General features: G+C 44.7%; 16 protein-coding genes and 4 pseudogenes. 12 read left to right on the top strand and 8 right to left on the bottom strand.

Annotated elements, in window-relative coordinates:
• Window positions 1–197: 197 nt before the first annotated feature.
• Both CJP72_RS02200 and dhaR read right to left on the bottom strand, forming a co-directional pair.
• Window positions 198–521, bottom strand: coding sequence for an RcnB family protein (locus CJP72_RS02200; protein WP_162379269.1), 324 nt, complete (start codon window positions 519–521; stop codon window positions 198–200).
• A 540-nt stretch (window positions 522–1061) separates the two neighbouring features.
• The gene (gene dhaR, locus CJP72_RS02205) at window positions 1062–2999 is read right to left on the bottom strand and encodes a dihydroxyacetone kinase operon transcriptional regulator DhaR (RefSeq protein WP_162379270.1); all 1938 of its coding nucleotides are present in this window, start codon (window positions 2997–2999) and stop codon (window positions 1062–1064) included.
• Between the two features lie 391 nt (window positions 3000–3390).
• Here dhaR and gcl point away from each other — a divergent pair, with 391 nt between their 5' ends.
• From gcl to CJP72_RS02225, 4 genes are read left to right on the top strand one after another with little or no spacing between them, the layout of a single operon-like run.
• Window positions 3391–5130 (top strand): glyoxylate carboligase, encoded by a 1740-nt coding sequence (gene gcl, locus CJP72_RS02210; protein ID WP_162379271.1) that lies wholly within the window; start codon window positions 3391–3393, stop codon window positions 5128–5130.
• A gap of 12 nt (window positions 5131–5142) precedes the next feature.
• A complete protein-coding gene (gene hyi, locus CJP72_RS02215; RefSeq protein WP_162379272.1) occupies window positions 5143–5925 on the top strand; it encodes a hydroxypyruvate isomerase in 783 nt (260 codons plus the stop codon).
• A 17-nt stretch (window positions 5926–5942) separates the two neighbouring features.
• Window positions 5943–6830: a 2-hydroxy-3-oxopropionate reductase gene (locus CJP72_RS02220; protein ID WP_162379273.1), complete on the top strand. Its 888-nt coding sequence runs from the start codon at window positions 5943–5945 to the stop codon at window positions 6828–6830.
• A 56-nt stretch (window positions 6831–6886) separates the two neighbouring features.
• Window positions 6887–8023 carry a glycerate kinase gene (locus CJP72_RS02225; RefSeq protein WP_162379274.1) on the top strand — a complete coding sequence of 379 codons (1137 nt, stop codon included), beginning with the start codon at window positions 6887–6889 and terminating at the stop codon, window positions 8021–8023.
• 269 nt (window positions 8024–8292) lie between these two features.
• Here CJP72_RS02225 and ptsP read toward each other — a convergent pair whose 3' ends face one another.
• The 3 genes from ptsP to dhaK are packed head-to-tail and all read right to left on the bottom strand — an operon-like array spanning window position 8293 to window position 12390.
• On the bottom strand, window positions 8293–10677 hold the full coding sequence (gene ptsP, locus CJP72_RS02230) for a phosphoenolpyruvate--protein phosphotransferase (protein ID WP_162379275.1): 2385 nt from the start codon (window positions 10675–10677) through the stop codon (window positions 8293–8295).
• 4 nt (window positions 10678–10681) lie between these two features.
• Window positions 10682–11314 (bottom strand): dihydroxyacetone kinase subunit DhaL, encoded by a 633-nt coding sequence (dhaL, locus tag CJP72_RS02235; protein WP_162379290.1) that lies wholly within the window; start codon window positions 11312–11314, stop codon window positions 10682–10684.
• A gap of 11 nt (window positions 11315–11325) precedes the next feature.
• Window positions 11326–12390 (bottom strand): dihydroxyacetone kinase subunit DhaK, encoded by a 1065-nt coding sequence (gene dhaK, locus CJP72_RS02240; protein ID WP_162379291.1) that lies wholly within the window; start codon window positions 12388–12390, stop codon window positions 11326–11328.
• A gap of 345 nt (window positions 12391–12735) precedes the next feature.
• Here dhaK and CJP72_RS02245 point away from each other — a divergent pair, with 345 nt between their 5' ends.
• The 4 genes from CJP72_RS02245 to CJP72_RS02260 all read left to right on the top strand — a co-directional run bounded on the left by CJP72_RS02245 (window position 12736) and on the right by CJP72_RS02260 (window position 17721).
• On the top strand, window positions 12736–13821 hold the full coding sequence (locus CJP72_RS02245; RefSeq protein ID WP_162379276.1) for a glycerol dehydrogenase: 1086 nt from the start codon (window positions 12736–12738) through the stop codon (window positions 13819–13821).
• 482 nt (window positions 13822–14303) lie between these two features.
• A complete protein-coding gene (locus tag CJP72_RS02250) occupies window positions 14304–14519 on the top strand; it encodes a hypothetical protein (RefSeq protein ID WP_162379277.1) in 216 nt (71 codons plus the stop codon).
• A 396-nt stretch (window positions 14520–14915) separates the two neighbouring features.
• Window positions 14916–16295 (top strand): FAD-dependent oxidoreductase, encoded by a 1380-nt coding sequence (locus tag CJP72_RS02255; protein WP_162379278.1) that lies wholly within the window; start codon window positions 14916–14918, stop codon window positions 16293–16295.
• A gap of 10 nt (window positions 16296–16305) precedes the next feature.
• The gene (locus CJP72_RS02260) at window positions 16306–17721 is read left to right on the top strand and encodes an MFS transporter (protein WP_162379279.1); all 1416 of its coding nucleotides are present in this window, start codon (window positions 16306–16308) and stop codon (window positions 17719–17721) included.
• Window positions 17722–18171: 450 nt separating this feature from the next.
• On the opposite strand, the gene CJP72_RS02265 is transcribed toward CJP72_RS02260, so the two are convergent.
• Window positions 18172–19191, bottom strand: coding sequence for an IS110 family transposase (locus tag CJP72_RS02265; protein WP_162379280.1), 1020 nt, complete (start codon window positions 19189–19191; stop codon window positions 18172–18174).
• Window positions 19192–19321: 130 nt separating this feature from the next.
• Between CJP72_RS02265 and CJP72_RS25360 the strand changes: the two are divergent.
• Window positions 19322–19570, top strand: a pseudogene (locus CJP72_RS25360) (transposase); the annotation flags it as partial.
• A gap of 28 nt (window positions 19571–19598) precedes the next feature.
• On the opposite strand, the pseudogene CJP72_RS25365 reads toward CJP72_RS25360, so the two are convergent.
• Window positions 19599–19724: pseudogene (locus CJP72_RS25365) on the bottom strand (IS3 family transposase); the annotation flags it as partial.
• Here CJP72_RS25365 and CJP72_RS25370 point away from each other — a divergent pair.
• Window positions 19719–20527: pseudogene (locus CJP72_RS25370) on the top strand (IS3 family transposase); the annotation flags it as partial. The pseudogenes CJP72_RS25365 and CJP72_RS25370 overlap by 6 nt on opposite strands.
• On the opposite strand, the gene CJP72_RS02275 reads toward CJP72_RS25370, so the two are convergent.
• Window positions 20524–21657, bottom strand: coding sequence for a permease (locus CJP72_RS02275; protein ID WP_162379281.1), 1134 nt, complete (start codon window positions 21655–21657; stop codon window positions 20524–20526). The pseudogene CJP72_RS25370 and the gene CJP72_RS02275 sit on opposite strands and share 4 nt — an antisense overlap.
• Before the next feature lie 106 nt (window positions 21658–21763).
• Between CJP72_RS02275 and CJP72_RS02280 the strand changes: the two genes are divergently transcribed.
• The gene (locus CJP72_RS02280) at window positions 21764–22057 is read left to right on the top strand and encodes an ArsR/SmtB family transcription factor (RefSeq protein ID WP_080213601.1); all 294 of its coding nucleotides are present in this window, start codon (window positions 21764–21766) and stop codon (window positions 22055–22057) included.
• 129 nt (window positions 22058–22186) lie between these two features.
• A pseudogene (locus CJP72_RS02285) lies at window positions 22187–22549 on the top strand (NAD(P)H-dependent oxidoreductase); the annotation flags it as partial.
• Window positions 22550–22603: the final 54 nt, after the last annotated feature.

Consider the following 22603-nt stretch of genomic DNA (forward strand, 5'->3'; position numbering starts at 1 on the left):
GTACGGTTTTAATTCTGTATACGAATCACCTTATCGGGTTTTATTGTGTTTACGGCAGGCGCAAGCTCAAATTAGATGGCCTGAAAGTCATGGCTCGACGCTATATGAGCCAGGGCAGAGAGCGTGTAAGAGTAAATTTGTGGCGAGGAAAAGAGAGGACGGTTTCGTATCCCCCTCTGAAAAGAGGGGGGATCTGCTTATCGATGATAAAAAATCTCGCCATCGTAGGCTTTTACGATTTTACCATCGGTATCGTTGATCAAAACGTAAGCGCTGCCCATGTAGGTCCAGTGAGTTCCCGCATCCGGAGCAGGCAAGTTGCGCTGTTGCCATTGTTTAATTTTATACTCATCCGTCCGGTACAATTGCGGTACGGTATCCCCGGGTTTGAAATGGGTGAAGTCGGCAACAAATCCGCTTAATTCGTACTGAGCGATGCCTGTTTTGGCCCCCGTAGCGGCCCAGGCGGTGCTGGTCGCTAACATCAGAGCACCGAACAACATCTTTTTCTTCATACCCATATACTCTCCACTTTCCACTTTATCGGGTCATAAAATTTAGCCGTGTATCATTCCCACCACGTGGTATGTGTGACAAGCGCTTTTTTGTAATCACAGCCATTATTTCGTAAAAAGTGTAAACGAAAGTGCCAATAAACGGTATCACTAACCCGTAGTAGCTTATGCGAACAGCGGTTTTAAGAATCATCCAGGTTAATGGGTATAGTATGGCGCAGGCAGAGTTTCGTGCTGTCAGGGAGGAGATCATTTCAGGTGGATGTGCCCATCCGTTTCTCCTATACTCAAACTATATAGCAGGATTGGTTACTTGGTTGGAGGCACTCCAAGGATATAGCCCTGCAATCGGAAGAATGAAAGTGTTCATTTTTATATTCGTCAATGAACAACACATTCCTTGTGTTTAGCTTTCTGAGAAAGCAGCAACTATAAATACATAACACTTTGTTGTGAAAACCTTTATAGTTTTTCAAAACAAATATTAAGTGGTATGTATTTCAAAAAAGAAAAACTAAAAGCACGTGTTTATGTATTTTTGTGGTCTTATTTTATCTCACCTGATTTTGGAACTAGATTGTAAGTTTTTATTTTACGCCATAATGTAGTTCTGCCAATTTTGAGCACAGTTGCTACTTTGCTTAAATTCCAGTCACATGCTTTACACGCATTTTCAATAGTCTGGATCTCCACTTCTTCGAGTGAGAGCAGCTTTGCTCCATCTTCGCCCTTAGTCTGAGGAACCATACGCATTTCTGCAGGAATATCCCCTAGCTGAACAATAACTTGATTACAATTAAGTAATATTTTTTCCATACGATTCTTGAATTCAGAAATATTCCCTGGCCAGCAATATTCGTGAAGTACTGTGCTGGCTCTTGGGCTAATAGAGAGTTTTTTTCCAACCCTGGCACTATATTTTTCAAGAGCATCGTTGATCATCGCGCTTAAATCTTCTTTCCGCTTGTGCAAGGGAGGTATATCAATCTCATTGATTGATATTTCGTAAAAGAGTTGACGACTGAATGCGCCACGCTGAACATAGTCTTTCAGAGAACTTCCAGAGCAAGCGACCAGGCGAAACTTCACAGGGATGAGACGCTGACTTTGAGAACGCATCACCAGGCCAGTTTTCAGAACTTTAAGTAATGCACTTTGTAATTCTGCGGATAAATACTCAATCTTTTCCAGATAAAGTGTACCATTATGAGCTAGCTCGAATCGTGACGGAATGGGCCCCTCATCAGAACCTAGCAGCTCCTGCACCATATTTTCAGATGACAGCATCTGGCAGTTGATCGAAATAAAAGGGCCATCGCTATAATTACTCTCATTATGGACAGCCATCGCCAGACTCAGTTTACCGACCCCTTCTTCACCATAGATTAATATGGGAGATGCCGTTTTTAATGCTCTACGAGCTCCCATCACCACATATTTCATGTTTTTTGAGATAGCATGAAGACTATCGAACGTGAAGTTTGCATTACTACTCAATTGCTGCCAGGCAATTTTTCTAATTTTATCAAGAGGATGTAAAAACAAAAGAAAAGAACCATCGCTAAGTGGACGAAGTGTTGTCATCAATTCAATGAATTTTCCTTTACACTCTAGGACAATTTGCTTTTGCGATAACTTTACCCGTTCCTCAATGGATTTAAGTAGCAACGGTGGAAAAGTGAACTCGTCTTTTATATTCCTACCGATCAATTGGTCTTTATTTGTCAGTAATAGAATCTCCGCCTGTGAGTTGATCATCGTGATGTTCATCTCGCGATCCCAGCAAATAAAACCATCATCCATACACTCTATTACTGCATTGTGCTGACAAAGAACTTTATTTGTATTAGTCAACTCTCGTTCAATATAAATAATATTCGCAATTTCATTTGCACAGGCATGAGAGATACTTAGAGAGTAAGTATCAATGAGAGCTTCTTCCACACACACAATGAAACCATGCACTTCACCAAAAGGGTCAATTACCGGGCTCGCACTCATCGAATAGGCGTGCAGCGCTTCACAAAAATGTTCTGCTCCTGTCAGTACAGTGAACCGATGAGTTTCAGCACACACGCTCCAGGCGTTTGTACCAATGCGATCTTCGTTCCATGACATTCTCAGTCCAAAACCAAGGAAATTCAGTTCATCGGTGAAACTGCTACCACCAACAACATACAACGTCCATCCATTGACATCGACAAGATATACTGCAATGTTTTTATTGGGATTTAGTTGATAGTAATCCTCAATGACGCGCTGGGAAACCCGAATAAACTCCTGATTGTTTTGCTCCAGAATTTTCCAGGTATGTCCAGAGGCTTTCACTGGGGGAATCCATTTATAAGGATCACATTTTTTTAAACATTTTTTCCATGACCTTATAATGTGTTCAACATCATCATCATTTGCATTGGCCCACTCATGCTTAACAAATATTTTCCATTTACTTTTCAAAACATTTAATTTATCGGCTTTACTCATAATTACAATCCACTACTAAAATAGTAACAACTGCAATACAATTAATCAAAGATAATTAAAAGTCAATTTTTCATGAATACAAATAATTTAACAATAAACAACACTGTCTGCCTCGCCGAATCAATCGCCAGACAAAGAAGATAGACTATATCATTACATAATTTGAACATTTTTTGTTTATTTTTTTATAAATGATACGTGAGTCAATGAATCTCTAATGAGCACTTTATTGCTGTTCATAATGAAACATCAACAATGAAAAAATGCGTTCCGTATTGAAACGAGAAAGTATTATTTGCATCGAAATGAGTAAGGATTCAACAATGTCTTTCATAAAATGAAATTCCATCTTTGTGATACATACCATCATTATTATTTGGGAGATTTGAGAATGACCAGGATGCGAGCGATTGAAGCAGCTGTCGAGATTTTAAAAAAAGAAGGCATATCAGTAGCATTTGGTGTACCTGGAGCAGCGATTAACCCCTTTTATGCAGCGATGAAAAAATGTGGTGGTATTGAACATATACTCGCACGGCATGTTGAAGGCGCCTCACACATGGCCGAAGGGTATACCCGAGCCAACGATGGTCATATTGGCCTTTGTGTTGGGACCTCCGGACCAGCTGGAACCGACATGATCACGGGTTTGTATTCAGCGTCAGCAGACTCAATTCCCATTCTCTGTCTGACGGGCCAGGCTCCGGTGGCAAAACTGCATAAAGAAGATTTCCAAGCCGTTGATATTGAAGCCATTGCTAAACCTGTTACCAAAATGGCGAAAACCATTCTTGAAGCATCACAGTTACCAGGATACTTCCAAAAAGCCTTTTGGGAGATGCGCTCAGGAAGACCCGGTCCTGTTTTACTTGATCTGCCTTTCGACGTGCAGATGACAGAAATCGAATTCGATATCGATCTCTATGAACCCCTGAAACCATGGAAACCTGAAGCAACGCCAGCACAGGCTAAATGCGCACTGGCAATGCTGAATGAGGCCGATAAACCGATTATCGTCGCAGGCGGTGGCATAATTAATGCGGAAGCGGCGGAACTGTTGCGTGAATTTGCTGAAATTACTGGGGTTCCGGTTATTCAGACCCTTCGAGGCTGGGGCTCTATTCCCGATGATCATCCATTAATGATCGGACGCATGGGATGCCAGGCCGGACATCGCTATGGTAATGCCAGCTACCTTGAGTCGGATTTCGTATTTGGTATCGGTAACCGCTGGGCAAACCGCCATACCGGAAACCTCGAAACCTATACCGCTGGCCGTAAGTTCATCCACGTTGATATCGAATCCAGTCAAATTGGTCGTATTTTTGGCCCCGATCTCGGCATTGTTTCTGACGCAAAAGTCGCACTGAAACTCTTCATCCAGGTCGCCAAAGAGATGAAATCTTGTGGTGAGCTGAAAGACCATGTTCAATGGGCGGCAGATTGTGCTGAACGTAAACGCACCTTACTTCGTCGTTCGGATTTCGATGATGCGCCGGTCAAGCCACAGCGTGTCTATCACGAAATGAATAAAGCATTTGGCCCGGAAACGCGTTATATCTCAACGATCGGCTTGGCGCAAATCGCAGCAAACCAGTTCCTGCATGTATACCGTCCCCGCCATTGGATCAACGCCTGCCAGGCAGGACCGTTGGGTTGGACTATGCCGGCCGCTCTCGGCGTAGTTAAAGCGAGTCCGGGTGAAGAAGTGGTCGCAATCTCGGGTGATTACGACTTCCAGTTTCTGGTGGAAGAGTTAGCCGTGGGGGCGCAATTTAATCTGCCTTACATCCATGTTCTGCTGAATAACGCTTATCTGGGTCTTATCCGCCAGTCACAGCGCGCTTTTGAAATTGATTATTGCGTCCAGCTCTCCTTCGAAAATATCAATGCTCCCGAAGTAAACGGCTACGGAGTCGATCATGTCTCTGTCGTTGAAGGTCTGGGCTGTAAAGCATTACGTGTTTTCAATCCTGAAGATATTGGACCTGCGTTACAAGAAGCGAAGCGCCTGCGCGATAAATTCCGGGTACCGGTTGTGGTCGAGATCATCACAGAGCGTGTAACGAATATCGCCATGGGACCAGACATTAACAAAGTCACTGAGTTCGAAGACATTATTGATCTTTGAGGGAATAAACCTATGCCAAAATTTGCTGCAAACTTATCAATGCTCTTCACCGAAGCGCCATTTATGGAACGCTTTGCGCTGGCAAAAGAGGCTGGCTTTAGCGGTGTAGAGTATCTTTTTCCATACGACGTTGAGCCTCAGGAAATTGCTGCACTGCTGGAAAAGCATCACCTGAAGCAGGTTTTGTTTAATTTACCTGCTGGAGACTGGCAAGCGGGTGAACGCGGTATTGCCTGCCATCCCGATCGTATCGAAGAATTCCGCAATGGCGTTGAGCTTGCGGTGACTTATGCTAAAGCACTCAATTGTACCCAGGTCAATTGCTTAGCAGGGAAATTACCGGAACGTTTTTCGGCCAATCAGTGTCATGAAACGTTGCTGAATAATTTGCGTTACGCCGCTGAAAAACTGGCTGCCAGCGGTATTACTTTGGTGCTGGAAGCCATTAATACCCGCGATATTTCAGGATTTTTCGTGAATAACACCCGTCAGGTGCTGAATATTCTTCGTGAAGTCGGTCATGATAATTTGCGTTATCAATATGACATTTACCACATGCAAATTATGGAAGGCGACTTAGCGCGTACCATTGAGCAACATATTAATGTCATTGGACATATTCAGTTAGCAGATAACCCCGGACGACACGAACCAGGAACCGGTGAAATTAATTACCCATGGTTGCTGCAGAAAATAGACGAATTAGGTTATCAGGGATGGATTGGCTGTGAATATATCCCATTGGGAAATACACAAGCTGGCCTTGGCTGGATGAAGACTCTCACAGTTAAATAATTGTACAGGAATCTTATATGAATATTGGATTTATTGGTACTGGAATCATGGGCAAGCCAATGGCCCAAAACTTACAGAAAGCCGGTCATACGCTGAGATTTTCTGAGCACTTTGAACCTGCACCGCATGATTTGCTGGGCGAAAATGGAATTGCGTGTCCGACACCATGTGACGTCGCCAAAGCCAGCGATATTATTATTATCATGTTGCCAGACACCCCCCATGTTGAAGATGTGCTGTTCCATAACGAATACGGCATCATCAATGGCCTGGAAGACGGAAAAATTGTCGTTGATATGAGTTCCATTTCACCGATAGCCACCAAAGAATTTGCACATAAAGTGGCACGGGCAGGCGCGGAATATATAGATGCGCCAGTATCGGGTGGTGAAGTCGGTGCTATTGCAGGAACCCTTTCCATCATGGCTGGCGGTAATGAGCAAATCTTCAACAAGGTAAAACCGCTGTTTGAGGTGATGGGGAAAAATATTACCCTTGTCGGGAGTGTTGGTGACGGTCAGGTCTGCAAAGTTGCTAACCAAATTATTGTAGCGCTGAATATTGAAGCCGTCGCAGAAGCACTCCTGTTTGCGGCAAAATCAGGTGCTGATCCTTCTCGCGTGCGTCAGGCATTAATGGGTGGATTTGCCTCTTCACGCGTTCTGGAAGTTCACGGTGAGCGAATGATTAAGGGATCTTTTGAACCTGGCTTTCGCATCAACCTGCATCAAAAAGATCTTAATCTGGCGCTGGAAAATGCGCGCCAGCTTCACCTCTCTCTGCCTGCAACAGCGATGGCACAGCAACTCTTTAACAGCTGTACCGCAATGGGCGGTGGTAACTGGGATCACTCTGCCATGATCAATGCGCTGGAAAATATGGCTGATTTCTCCATTCGTCAATAGTCGTTACAAGGGAGCCTTTTGGCTCCCTTTCCCTGCATTCTGTTGAGCTAAAAACTATGAAAATTATCATCTCACCCGATTCATTCAAAGAGTGTCTACCGGCCTGGGAAGTTGCTCGCGCGCTGGCTGACGGATGGAAAACGGTACTGCCCCATAGCAATGTAGTCTGCTTACCGGTTGCTGATGGGGGCGAAGGCACTCTCGAAACCCTGATCCACGCAACAAAAGGGACATTGTTTCAAAAAGAAGTCACAGGGCCATTAGGAAAATCAGTCGTGGCCAGTTTTGGTATTCTTGGAAACAGTAATACGGCAGTTATAGAAATGGCACAAGCATCGGGGCTTGAGAAAGTACCGGCCATGATGCGTAATCCATTATTAACTACCACCCGCGGGACAGGGGAGCTGATCAAGGCGGCTCTGGATTATGGCGTAGAATCTGTGATTGTCTGTCTTGGCGGTAGCGCAACTAACGACGGCGGCACCGGTATGATGGCTGCACTGGGCGTTAAATTTTTCGACCACGACAACACCGAAATCTCCCCGACAGGCTACAACCTGACCAACATTCGCCGTATTGATACCAGCAACATGGACAGTCGTTTACAGCACACTCGCGTCGTCGCCGCCTGTGACGTGACGAACCCGCTGACGGGCCCTCAGGGTGCTACCCATATCTTTGGCCCGCAGAAAGGCGCAACACCCGAGATGGTCAACACCCTGGAATCGGGGATGCAAAACTATGTGCTACGTCTTCAGGACCAGTGCCAGAAAGATATTGCCAGTATACCTGGGGCGGGTGCTGCAGGCGGCACCGGTGCGGCGCTGATGGCCTTTATGAATGCTGAACTCAAACCAGGTATTGCCATCGTACTAGATGCCATTAATTTTCATCAGCATCTAAAATATGCGGCACTGGTGATCACTGGAGAAGGGAAAATGGACAGCCAGAGTCTGAATGGCAAAGCTCCCATTGGTGTAGCTCAGGCAGCCTGGCAAATGGGCGTGCCCGTGATTGGTGTTGCCGGTTATGTTGAACGTCAGTTGGACACCCTGCGTGAAAATGGTTTTGAAGCCTGCTTCTCGGTACTGAATCGCCCTTGCGATTTAGCGACAGCCCTGGAGGAAGGAGAACTGAACTTACGCCAACTGGGCGAAAACCTTGCCGGATTTTACCGGGCAGTCCTCATCTAAATTCACCTCTTCCTATAAAAATGGCTTCGATAAAACGAAGCCTTTTTTTGGTTCTGATAAGCCCCGATTATTATCTGACTAAATTATCTTTGTTCAGCATGTTGGGTTATTTAAGAGTGGGGGATTTGATATCTTCAGTCTTAAGCATCTGGCATATTTTTAAAGAATGACCGTAGCATTTCCACGCTACGGTCACACCTAAAATATATTACTGATGGTGAATAAAATATTTAACCAATTAAACAACAATGACAGGGTACTGCGAAATATTACAGCGTTCGAATCAGTGATTTCAGCTCTGGTATTTTGGCAGCACTGGCACTGAATTTCTCAAGACCAAAATCCAATAACAGTTCCGTCTGACTGGAATCCCCAGCCATTTCGCCACACATGCTAACGGAAATACCTTCCCGAATCCCCGCATGACAGACTTGCTCAATTGCCTTAAGTACGGCGGGATTTCGATAATCCACCAGGTCTGAAACCAGGTTATTACCACGATCGGCTGCCATGATATATTGCGTCAAGTCATTGGTACCTATGGAGAAGAAATCAACTTCACGAGCCAGTTCTTCCGCAATCAGGACTGCGGCAGGAACTTCAATCATGACTCCCATTTTCGGTAACGAATCTAATGGGATAGACAGTGCATTTGCCTCATGGTGAACGAGTACCCTGACGTCCCTCACCTCCTTCATCGTGGCAATCATAGGATACATTATCTGAATGTTCCGATGATGCTGAGACGCCCGCAACAGTGCCCGGATTTGTGGCAGAAAGAGTTCTGGTTTTGCCAGACACAGACGAATACCTCGCAGCCCCAGAAATGGGTTATCCTCCGCCGGAATCGGGCAGGACGGAAGTGGTTTATCACCACCGATGTCCAGTGTCCTGATGGTGACGGGTTTATCCCCAAACGCGCTGGCAACCTGACAATAGATAGCATACTGCTGCTCTTCGTCGGGCAATTGAGCATCGTTATGGAATAAAAACTCTGTACGGAAAAGCCCAACACCTTCAGCGCCCTGATGCAGTGCAGCTTCAATATCTTCAGGACCGCCGATATTCGCTAATACACTAATAACGCGTCCGTCTTTCATTTTAGCCGGCAACTGGGCATCGTTTTTGGCCTGTTGTTGCTTGAGCCGCCATTCCTCCCCCTTCTGCTGCAATCGTGTACGCGTTTGCTCATCAGGGGCGTACCACAAATGACCGTTAAAACCGTCAATGATCACGTCCTGCCCTTCAGGTACTTGTGCATGGGTAGCTCGAGCTTTAACAATTGCCGGGATCCCCAATGAACGGGCGATAATGGCGGTATGCGAAGTCACACCGCCCTCACTCAGGCAAATTCCCAGAATATGCTCTTTGTTTAACGAGGCGATCTGAGAGGGCATCAAATCATTGGCCATCAGGATACACGGAGAATCGGTGTCAAATGCGTTATCGTTTTCGCCACACAAAACACATAATACCTGGCGAGATAAATCTTCTACGTCAGATTCTCTTTCACGCATATAGGCACTGTTAGATTGCCTATATTGGCTAGCCAGATTCTGCATCACAGTAAGCCAGGCCTTTTCAGCCTGCATACCCTCGTTAATCATCAAACGCACTTCATGATGCAACTCGGGATCTTCCAGCATGGCCTGATGAGCAGCGAAAATTTCGCCTTCGACGCCGTGCGTTTTTTGCCCTAAACGCTGAACAATCGCCGTTACCGCGTGATCCAGCAAAGCGTATTCTTTGGCCAGATCGTTACAGGGGCGTTCAACAATTTCAGGCAATGAATTGCTATACCAGCGCGCTTTACCGCATGCGACGCCGTCGTTTATCACTATTCCGCACACCGCACCGTCAATGCTGTCATGGAGGGCTATCTCTGTGACGGGAGGTTCGGCGTCTGCCACCGGAGGACACGCGACAAGCTCAGCTTCACCAAAATGATCTGAGGCGAGTTCGGTCAATGCCTGAATCGCATTTGTTGCATCTTCACCACTGGCCTGAACGTTGATGGAATCCCCACAGCGAATGGATAACCGTGCCAGTGCATTAAGACTTTTAGCGTTAGCAACCTGATCTTGTTTAACAACATTGATCGTGGACGAAAATGAAGAAGCCAGTGCGACAATACGCGCTGCTGGTCTTGCGTGAATCCCATTCGGATTTTGTACCGTCCAACTAAATTTCTGGATCTCCCCGCCCGCTTCCGCTGTCACTGCGTTCGCTTCTGTCGCCAACGTATCCGTGTGGAGATGGCTCTGTTTGGCGCCCAAAGCACTCATGGCCTCAGCAGCCACCGTGCGGACATCAAGCCCTGCTGCTGCCATAACGACGGCAGAGAGCGTACCTTCAACAATAGGGGCTGCCATCAGGTGAACAGCATCTCGTTGCTCATCTGACAAGAGTTCCAGGGCCATTTCTGCGCTGAGAATTGCGCTCCCCATATCCATAAAGACCAGGACGCCATCAGGAGACCAGACCTCATCGATCGCATTCATGATGGCGATCGCATCAGTACCTATTGGATTCTGCGGATCGTCAATACCGGCAGCGACGGCGATCCGCACTTTACTTCTGGACATCTGCTGAGCGAGCTCTTCAATCCCCAGCGCCAGTCGAAGACTATGAGAGACAATAACAATGGATACCATAATGTTAACCCACGAATCCTTTTTGCATCGCCTTAATAATGAGCCAGGATGACGTGGCACCTGGATCCTGATGACCAATACTGCGCGGGCCAAGGTAACTTGCACGTCCCTTTTTCGCCTGCATATTAATAGTGTTGTTGACGGCCTGAACCGCATCTTTCTCCATTGCAATCAACACATCTTCTGAGCTCATTCCCAGCTGCAAATTGTTCATCGCTGCGTTTAACACCGGAACCCAAACATCACATAGCGTTTTATCGCCTTGTTCCGCTTTTCCACGTGAAATAACGCCGTTGATGCCTTCCTGTAAACAAGAAAGAAACTCGCCTAACGTTAATTCACTTTTGACCCCAGCAGCACTTGAAGCACGAATAAAGAGGGTTCCATATAATGGACCACTTGCACCGCCAACGCTGGAGAGGAGTATCATCCCGGTGTTTTTCAGGATGGTGGAGATATTCTGTCGTTCAATTTCTGGTAGCTTGCCATTCACTGCAGAAAAACCCCGGTTCATATTCAAACCATGGTCAGCATCACCAATATCACGATCCAGATTGGTTAAAAAATCTTGCTGCTCGGCAAAAATTTCCGCACTGAAAGCAAGCCAATCAATGATATGTTTACTTTGAATTTTCATCATCACTCTCCTCAGATTCCCCAACGTAAAGCTGGCGTGTTCACTGCGTCATCCCACAGTTCAAGCCACTCGTTCTTGCATTTCAATAAAGTGACAGAGAAACCCGTCATATCCAGCGAGGTGCAGTAGTTCCCCGTAAGACTACGGGAGATAGTCATTCCATGCTCATTGGCATATTTAAAGACGGCACGGGCTACACCATAAAGTTCCGCTTCAGGCGACCCGCCCAGCCCATTGATCAGCACAATGTATTTCTCATCAGTGTCAAAGGCTTCATTCGTTACCTGGGTCTCTTTCCAAGTTGCGTTCAACCGATCCCAATGCCGCAATGTACGGGTATACGGTGTGTTATCCATGATTTGCATCATCACCTGGTCAACCAGCTCATCAAGCTGATGATAGGAGCACCGCTCAATGCCAGGTTCACCATGGATACCCACACCGAATTCCACTTCGTTATCTTTCAGAACAAACGATGGCCGGCCTGCCGCCGGAACCGTGCAGGCAGAAAGAGCCACACCAAATGAACGCAGCGCATTATTCACTTCATGGCCTAACGTTTCGCATTGTTCAAGGGAATGGCCCCTTTTTGCCGCTGCGCCAACGATTTTCTCTACCAGTACAGTCCCTGCGACGCCACGGCGTCCCGCAGTATAAAGACTGTCTTTCACCGCGACATCATCGTCAATAACGACCGTTCCTACCGGAGTATCCAGGTCATGTAACAGTTCAACTGCGGTTTCGAAATTTAAAATATCACCGGTATAGTTTTTAATAAAAAAGAGGACACCCTCACCGTTTTCAACGACTTGAGCACATTCCACCATTTGATCCGGCGTTGGCGAGGTAAAAATCTCGCCAGGGCATGCACCTGTCAGCATACCACTGCCGATAAACCCTGCATGCAGGGGTTCGTGACCGGCCCCGCCCCCTGAAATCAGCGCAACTTGTTTGTGTTCTGGAGTCCGCCATAAATAGCGAGGAGAGTAACTGGCTTGGATGTCTTCAAAGGCATTAACCATACCCTCCATTTGCTCAACAACAACATTCTCAATTTTGTTAATTAATTTTTTCATATCATCAACATCCTGATAGGTTAATAGATTCAAAAAATCGATATGGTTGGCCGACAATAAATGGCTGAGAGGATTAAAACAATCTCATCAATTTACCATTCCATTATGAAACACTATTACCACCATACCGTTCCAAAATGAAATTTACGTCTAATGAAATTGAGTTTTGTGTGACTAGTCCGAGAGAATCATCAGATGTTCTCTACAGCAAAATAATATTTTTGCATGAGGATCATAAAAGCAGAATAGTGTTCACTTTAGAACTTGAAAACGTTTTATGCCAGGAGGTATGTTGAGTGTATAAAACACAGTCAACCAGTCAGTTCAAGCGGACAAGAGGAATATATGGATAAAATCATTATTAGTCCCGGTAAATATATTCAAGGGAATAGGGCACTAGAAAATATTGCACAGTATACAATGACTCTCGGGGCTCGCCCGTTAGTTATTGCCGATGATTTCGTTACAAAGTTAGTCGGCGAACGCGTCAAAAATAGTTTTTCCGCACAGGAAATCAGCGTCGACTTCGAAGTTTTTGGGGGAGAATGTTCCCGCAATGAAATTGATCGTATCTGTCAGAAGTTTTGTGATAACGATTATAATATCATCATCGGTATTGGTGGCGGAAAAACACTGGATACCGCAAAAACCGTTGCGTTTTATCAACATGTTCCAGTAGTCATTGTTCCTACTATCGCATCAACAGATGCACCAACAAGTTCCTTGGCTGTTATTTATACCCCAGACGGGCAATTCAGCGAATATCTCTTCTTCCCGAAAAATCCAGATATGGTGGTGATGGATACTGGCGTCATTGCCGCAGCACCAGCACGTTTGCTTGTTGCCGGAATGGGCGATGCCTTGTCAACCTGGTTTGAAGCCAGAGCAAACAGCATTTCCGGGAAAGCCACAATGGCTGGAGGTAGCTCTACATTAGCAGCCCTGGCAATCGCTGAGCTCTGCTACAAAACATTGTTGGCAGACGGTTATAAAGCTTGCGTCGCGGTAGAACAAGGTGTGTGTACTAAAGCCGTTGAAAATATTATAGAAGCAAATACTTATCTCAGTGGTATTGGATTTGAGAGTAGTGGTCTTGCCGCCGCCCATGCGATTCATAATGGTATGACGCAACTCGAAGAGTGCCACCACTGTTACCACGGTGAAAAAGTCGCATTCGGTGTTTTAGTACAGTTGGTTCTGGAAAATGCTCCGCAGGAAGAAATTGATACCGTCCTGAATTTCTGTCGTTCAGTAGGATTGCCAACGAATCTTCATATGCTGGGTGTTAAAGAAATTTGCATGGATAAACTCTATAACGTAGCTGAAGCAGCAACAGCACCTGGAGAAACTATTCATAACATGCCATTTACTATAACTGCCAACGATGTTTTGTCTGCCATCATTACTGCTCACCATTTAGGTTCTAAATGAAATACGGCGACCAAAATATGTGGTCGCCACATATTTACCTGTTGATGATTAAAACATTAACTCTAATTGTAAAGTGGAAGGTGTTAGCACTGTAAGGTATTTTTGGTGGTGCGAATTATAAATTATTTTGTTTAAATTGGTTTTTTTTGTATTTCTATATTCTCGCTAGTGATAAGGTTGGCGAAACATAAAGTATATGTTATAAAATATCTTGGTGTTAATAATTATCTATGAATTAATTGGTTTGGCGAGTATGAAATGTGAGTCGTTGTGAAAACAGTGGCGGCATTTTCTAAGAATTTATTGATAGAGATAGTTTCTCGATTTTGTCGCCAGCAGAGTATTATTTTTCAGCTCTCTTTTTTATTTTGCAGATTTGCAAAGCAATATCTTGAAGCAAGGAGTAAGCACTTCGGAATCCAACGTTTATGTCAGCATGTAAGAATAGAGTCTTTCCCTGCATTAAAAATTGAGAAAATACAATGAAAAATGATGAACTTCAGGATGAGATTACACATCTTAAAGCCAATTATTGGTGTACAACGGGACTTTGTGGGTTATTTCTTTCTGTTTTATTGTATGCGCTAAAAAATGACGAGTCAACAGTATTTACGCTATGCATTACACTCTGCTTTGGCGTCAATGCATACTTTTCTATGTTACTCCTTACTCGTTTGCAGAAGTTAAAAAAGAAATAATATTAGCTATTCGTTACACTATTATCCTCCATGAAAACAGTACCAACCTAGACTAAAAAAGTTTTTCTAGAGGGACTGTGAATCATTTATTTATAAAGGTTAGTTTTATTTTTAACGTTTCATTTTGAAATAATGCCAAACGTCATGATGTTTCAAATTAAAACATTCAGTAAGAGACTATCAGTTAAATGTGATGAGCTTATTAAAAATGTTTTCAACAAACCTTTAGCTCAAAAAAAATGAGTTGAGTATCAAATATTGTAACTTTTGTATAGTTTAATATATTTCATCTCATTCATATTAGAATTAAAATATCTACAGCATTAGCATCTGCAAAGTTAATTGAATTTTATTACATGTGGATAAATATTCTTATCATCTGATTATGGAGTTTATATGAATTATTACATGGAACCAGCTCACCAAATACCTGTACTAATTGAAACGGATGTTTTAGTAGTAGGTGGTGGTCCTTCTGGTATTGCGGCTGCTTTGGCCTCAGCCAGAGCAGGAGTAAATACTTTGATCGTAGAGCGCTTCGGTTGTTTAGGAGGGGTTTTGACAACTGTAGGATGCGAGGGATATGCCTGGTACCGTCATGAAGGAACAATTGAAGCAGGAGGTATTGGCATAGAGATAGAGCAAAGAGCTATAGAAATGGGGGCAGCTAGGCCAGAACCTCAATCAGATAGTTATGCTATTGATGCGGAAATGTTTAAATATGTTGCTGACAAGCTAATGAAGGAGAGCAATGTATCTGTACTACTGCATTGTTGGGCGGTTGATGTTATTAAAAACGAAGATAAGGTAGTAGGTATTATTACTGAAAGTAAAAGTGGACGCACGGCTATAATGGCAAAACGAATTATAGATTGTTCTGCTGATGCAGATATTGCATATTTCGCTGGTGCTCCTATTAACAAACGCCCACGCGAGCAGATGCTCGGCTTGACTGTTATGCTCAACTGTACCGGGGTGGACGTTCCCAAATTTGAGTCATACATTGCTACACAAAAACCAACTTATGCTGATTGGGGGACTGGTTTTAGCGATTGGAGCAATAAAGGGGAGGGTATCACTACTTCAAGAAAAGAAGACTCCATGTTCAGCCCATATCTCGAGTCTCCTTTTACCCAAGCAAAAAATGATGGGTTGATCCCTAAAGATGCAAAGGTTTGCGGTACTTATAGTACTTTTTCTGAGCATGGAGAGGCAACACAACTTAATCTCGTCACGATTCGAGGATTGGATTGTACTGATGTCTGGGATCTAACAAAAGCTGAAATAGACGGCAGGGAAAATTGTATTCATGCCATTAAAGCTTTGCGTGCTTATGTTCCTGGTTTTGAAAAATCAAAATTAAGAAACTTTGGAATGACCGTTGGAACTCGTGACTCTCGGAAAATAATTGGTCTCAAAACAATTGACGCAGAATATGTAACAAATGAGGGTCGTTGTGATGATTCCATTGGCATTTTTCCTGAGTTTCTTGACGGGTACGGACTTGTCGTTTTACCGACAACTGGACGATATTTTCAAATACCTTACGGAATTTTATTACCACAACAAATAGATAATTTACTTGTGGCTGGTCGCGCTGTTTCTGGTGATAAAGTTGCGCATTCATCTACCCGCAATATGATGTGTTGTGCAGTTACCGGTCAGGCTGCAGGAGTGGCTGCTGCTGTTTCAATTCAGACAAACACGTCAACCAGTAATGTAAATGTTCAGTTAATTCAAGATGTTCTTATCAAGCAGGGTGTTCGCATAAGTTAAGGAATATTAAATGAAAAATATTTTTATCGGAGTGGATGGAAGTCCGCTTTTCGCATCGAAAAAAGTTTTCATGAACTTTATGGTTCTTGTTATGTGTGCTCAGTTCGCCTTTTCATTACTTGCAATGAAAGGTGTATTACTGCCACAAATGCTAGAGTTATGGAAGATATCAAAAACTGAGTTTGGCATATTGATGTCAATATATGGCATTACGCATAATATATTTTATCTAGTCTTCTCTTGGGCTCAGGACAGATTTTCACCAAAAAAACTCATTCCAATTAACATGATTTTTGGTGGGGCTACAACTTTTTTCCTTGGATATACAAGTAATTTTGCGGTGCTGTGTTTCCTATTTGTCATGCTTTCTCTCTGGTGTGAGGGGGTATTTTGGCCTGCTGTACTGGCCTCAGTCAGAAAGACAACGACAAACAAAAACCAAGGGAAAATTTTTGGTTTACTTGAGGGGGGGCGAGGATTGGTTGAGCTTTTTCAAAATATGGCTGTTGTAGGATTATATGCTTACCTGGGACAAAGTGTATTTGGATTGAAAATCGCTTTCATGGGCAATGCAGTCATGATGATTCTATTAGGAATCATCGCTTGGTACATGCTACCCACAGAAACATTACTGAAATCCGGTACTGATTCACAAAAAGCTAATAAAGAAGTAAGAGAGGGGATGAAAGCAACCATGAAAATCCCTGAGGTTTGGTTAGCTGGACTCTTAGGGTTTACAGTATTTATGACTTACACCACTCTTCCCTTCTTTTTGACTTTTTTGAAGGAGGTCTATTTCCTGCCTGTCCTTGCCATTTCTATTTTCGGTATTCTGTCGACTTCAGGAGGCAGGATTACTTGTGCTATCCCAGCAGGTTTTATCGCTGATAAATTTTTTGGTGGGCCTAGCGGTGGTATGCGTTTTGGATTGGGGTTAGTGACAATACTTAGTCTTATTATGATTTTAATGCCGCAGGAAGAGGCATATGCCTTACCAGCAATGGCTGTGCTTATGCTTTTGACAGCAACTTTCTTTTTTATGCGCTCATTATTTTTTGCACCGTTTGGTCAGATGGGATTACCTCAAAGATTTTCAGGTTCCGCAATTGCCTTTGCCGCTTTTATAATTTATTTACCAGCGACTTTTGCCTATGGCCTCTGGGGAAAGATCATTGATAATGGTGCAGAAGGCGATTCAGGATATGTAACCGTATTCTCTATCATGGCAGTTATCGGTGTAATTGGTATGCTGCTAGGCAGTATTTTACATAGGCGTATCAATAATGGAGCGGAGGAAAGGATTGCTGCGAAAATGAAAATAATTGACGAGAAGCTCGGGCTTGTTGGAAAAGAAAAAGAGTTGAGTGATCTCATAAGCAGAAGTGATGCCAGGCAACCAGCAAAGGATGAAGCTAAAGCTATATGAGGAACCATCATTACCGATGGTAATATTACCACTACGAGGCCTTTTCGGAGGCCTCAAGAATCATATAGCTAGGATGACCGGGAGTAGGTTCCTGTCAGGTCACTAGACAGCGCCGCTGCACCCAGGTCAGACTGTCACAGTGGCTGATTGATCTTACCCAGCATATATGGACTCTCAGCCAGTGCAAGGTGTTTCCAGCAATGATCAAAACGAGTAACTGCAGCCATATATCCGGTTTCTGATGGGGCTTTCAGCTTTCACTACCCCGAACCATGATGAGCGCCGCCAGGTGAGTACCAATCAATAAGTACGGGCTGTTATTGCCCCGCGTGGGTATCAGTTTCTCTCACCTGTGGTCTTACCTGTTTTTATATCCTGTTATTTACACTCACATTGTCACGACGTGTTATCGGGTCTGAACGGTAATCAGCTTAGCTGGTTGAGCTTGTATCAGGTAGCTAAGCTGATTTTATACTCAGAGCCTTTCGTTAACATAGCCCAGAGCACCCGGGCCGTTTTTGTAGCCTGCGCAACAGCAGCAACATTGTGATGTTTTCGCTGTGAAAGGGCGTATAGCCATGGCATGCTTTCTTTATATCTTTCGATCAGTTTCAACACTGATCGGGCACCATGAACCAGAAGATAGCGGAAATATCCGTCTCCACGTTTGCTTATACCGCCAAACCGCTGTTTACCTCCACTGGAGTGCTCTCGTGGTGTCAGACCGAGCCATGCAGCAAACTGTTTCGCTGAGTTGAACTGCTTACAGTTACCCACTGACGCAATAAGATAAGTTGCCGTCAACAAGCCAATACCCGGCACTTTGGCCACTCTCTGGCAATCAGGTTGAGTCTGGAACCATGACTGAAGATCCTGCTCAGCCTGTGCAATCTGCTCTTCTTTTGCCTGTAATTCTTCCAGTCGGCGGCTGATACTTCGACGCACAAAAGACGGGAGTTCATTTTCTGCATCCTCCAGTATTGCTGGCACGCTTTTATACAAAGCACTCATTCCTGTCGGGATACAAAATCCTAATTCGGACAGCATTGCCCGCCGACAATTACTGGTGGCAGTGCGTTGTCTCATATACAGGTCACGTTCAGTATGAAGAGCAATAACAGCCTGTTGATCGATTGTTTTCACATGTACAAATCGCATATTAGGACGGGTGACAGCCTCGCAAATGGCTTCTGCATCGGCAGCGTCGGTTTTATTGGTTTTGACATACGGCTTAACATATTGCGGTGGCATCATCCGAACTTCGTGACCCTCACGGATAAATATACGGGCGAAATGATGACTTGATGAACATGCTTCCATTCCAATCAGGCAGGGTGGAAGTTGTATAACGAAGGGGACAAACTGACTACGGTTAAGTTTTTTTCTCAGGACAGTTTTTCCAGAGTGATCAACACTATGAAGAACAAATATGTTTTTAGCCAGATCAATACCGAGTGTAGATATTTGCATTTTTGCGCTCCTCTTAACCAGGGGGGGACACTCAACTTTGGCACATCTGTTGGCGTTTAAGTGGAGCGTCCATCTCATTAATAGTGGACACGTGACTAAGTGAGTAAACTCTCAACCAGAGGTAGCTCACATGACAAAGTCCGTATCAGGCAGCAAGAAGCCCCGTAAGCAATACACACCTGAATTTCGCAATGAAGCCCTGAAGCTTGCTGAACGTATTGGTGTGGCTGCCGCTGCCCGTGAACTCAGCCTGTATGAATCGCAGCTTTATGCCTGGCGCAGTAAGTTGAAGAATGCACATTCCTCTTCCAAACGTGAGCAAAAAATGGCTGTTGAAATTGACTGTCTTAAACGTCAGTTGGAGGAGCAGGCAGAAGAACAGGGGGCGGATGTTTTCATGGACTGGTTTATTGTGTTATCCCAAGTTGTTGCCGATATATTTCCGGACTGGCTGCGCCCAGCGACAGTTTAATACGCCGTTCGTTATACCATCGGATGTAAATATCTACATGTTGCATGAAATTATTCAGCGTCACACCATATAAGTCTTCGCCAGCAGTTGCGGCTCATTTGCGATGCTGCTGTTCGTAAGACATTCACTGAGGCAAAACAGCGGTACGGAGCTCCCCGTCTTGCTGACGAACTGCCGGAGTTCAATATCAAAACCATTGTCTCCAGCCTGCGTCGCCAGGGGCTAAGGGTGAAAGCCACCCGGAAGTTCAGCCCGGTCAGCTACCGTGAACATGGTCTGCCGGTATCGGAGAATCTGCCGGAGCAGGACTTCAGCGCCAGCAGCCCGAACCAGAAGTGGGCGGGTGATATCACGTATCTTCGCACTGATGAAGGCTGGTTGTCTCTGGCGGTGGTCATAGACCTGTGGTTCCGTGCGGTTATCGGCTGGTCAATGTCATCACGGATGACGACACAGCCTGCCTGTGATGCACTGCAAATGGCGCAGTGGCGGCGAAAGCGTCCGGAAAATGTCATTGTTCACCCGGACCGTGGCGGGCAGTACTGCTCAGCGGATTATCAGGCTCTGCTGAAGCGCCATAATCTGCGCGGGAGTATGAGTGCGAAAGGCTGCTGTTATGACAATGCCTGTGTGGAAAGCTTCTTTCATTCGCTGAAAGTGGAATGTATCCACGGGGAATACTTTAGCAGCCGGGAAATAATGCGGACAACAGTGTTTAATTATATCGAGTGTGATTACAATCGCTGGCGTCGTCACAGTGCCTGTGGCGGTCTCAGCCCGGAACAATTTGAAAACCAGAATCTCGCTTATCTCCGTGTCCACATTACGCGGGTAGGATCAAAAGATCCTTTTTGTATTTATTAAAATAACAATTGAGTCAGATAACCCATAAGTATGGCCATACCCAGGATAACCGTCAGGAACGCCACTATCATGGGCATTCTGAACATTGATTTGAGCAATATTACCTCTGTCAGACTTGCTCCAGCACTACCGATGATCAGCGCCATCAACGCCCCGAGTCCCATTCCTTTTGTCATCAGTACCGATGCAAGCGGTATCACTGCTTCTGCCCGAATATACAGAGGAATACCCACAACAGCGCTGAGAGGAATGGCTAACGGATTATCCGTACCCGCATGAGCGGCAATCCACTCTGAGGGGATAAAGCCATAAATAAATGAACCAATGAAAACACCCAGTAAAAGATATGGTAGTACGTCCTTAAACTGCTGTAAGGCGTCTCTCATTGCTAACTTTATTGGGGCGGAGGTGGCATTTGTTGTGAAATTTACACTCCCCACAGTCTCGCCACTACAGCAGCTAACAGCTGGTTGTTCAGATGATATTGATGAGCAACACGCTGATACGTTTTGCGCGTTCTTTACCGTTTTTAAGTTAATTATGGGTTTTGCTGATGAAGTACAGCAGCTCGTTTTTGCAGGCGATTGTGTCGAATTAGTGCTGCAACAACTTGAGCCTGCCGATGCTTTTGCTGACACATCAGAATCAGTACAGCCAGTGACACAACCACCTGATGTTGCGTGTTTATGATCAACAATATGACGTTCAAATCCCAAAGAATCCAATACGATACTGGCAAGGACTGAGACTCCGGCAGCGATAATCGCGTACAACAACGTTACTTTCCAACCGAAGGTCACCCACATCAAACCCACAATAATGGGATTAAGTAGTGGTGAGACAAACAAAAAAGTGAGTGTCGGGCCGAACCCTGCTTTTGCCGACAACAACCCGCGTAACATCGGGATGGTTGAGCAACTACAGAAAGGGGTAACAGCCCCCAATAGCGAAGCCAACAGGTAGCCTTTTCCTTTTTTCGCCCCCATCATCTGCTGGATTTTATGGTCCGGGATCTTTTGTCTAATCAGACTCACACCGGCACTGATGACAATAAACAGCACTGATAGCTCGACGGCCAGGAACAGAAACATCCCTGCGGCATCTTGCAGCATAGACAACCAACTATTCATGATAAACCTCCTTGATAAAATCTACATTTCCAGAATAATCGAATTATGTTTCTGGTCAAGATATTTCTGGTAATATCGAAATATCAATTCGTCAGAGGGATGTAACATGCAACTGGAAGAAGTCGCCAAGGCATTGAAAGAGTTAGGTCATCCGACCCGTTTATTCATATTTAAGCATCTTGTCAAAGCCGGAGAACAAGGTCTGCCCGTAGGTGATTTACAAAAACAGCTTGGCATTCCTGCATCAACGTTAAGCCACCATATCTCAGCACTGGTATCGGTAGGACTCGTCAAACAGAATCGGGAAAGTCGCACGCTTATGTGCGTCTCGCAATACGAAATACTGGAAGCGATCATTGAATTCTTGCGTGAAGAGTGTTGCGTAAACAGCAAAAACTGATGAAACAAGACTCCGCTGGAGTAAATAGCTAAGTAGTTAAGCGCTCATACCGTCATGATTGACGAGTGCTGCATCGGCTCACATGAATCTAATCATGCTAATTTCATGAATCTATATGGAAAATGAAAAATGAATACATTAACTAATATAGCTCCAGATTTATTCGATGCTGCGGTCACAGAGGAAAAACTGGGGGGCCCGGTCGTATCCCACCCCCCTCGTATACTCATGCTGTATGGCTCTGTTCGTGAACGTTCTTACAGTCGGCTGGCGACCGAAGAAGCAGCTCGTTTGTTAACTGCTATGGGTGCAGAAGTTCGCATCTTCAATCCATCAGGCCTTCCCCTTCCTGATGATGCTCCGGAGTCACATCCAAAAGTCATGGAGTTACGTGAACTGGTTCGCTGGTCTGAAGGGATGGTGTGGTGCTCTCCGGAACGACATGGAGCGATGACCGGTATTATGAAGGCTCAAATTGACTGGATGATCTTACCCACGTAATGTGGACACAACCCTAAGCGAGATTCTGGTTTTCAAATTGTTCCG

Origin of the sequence: Citrobacter sp. NCU1 (genome assembly GCF_010231475.1) — a bacterium.
In the GTDB taxonomy this organism is placed as follows: domain Bacteria; phylum Pseudomonadota; class Gammaproteobacteria; order Enterobacterales; family Enterobacteriaceae; genus Citrobacter_D.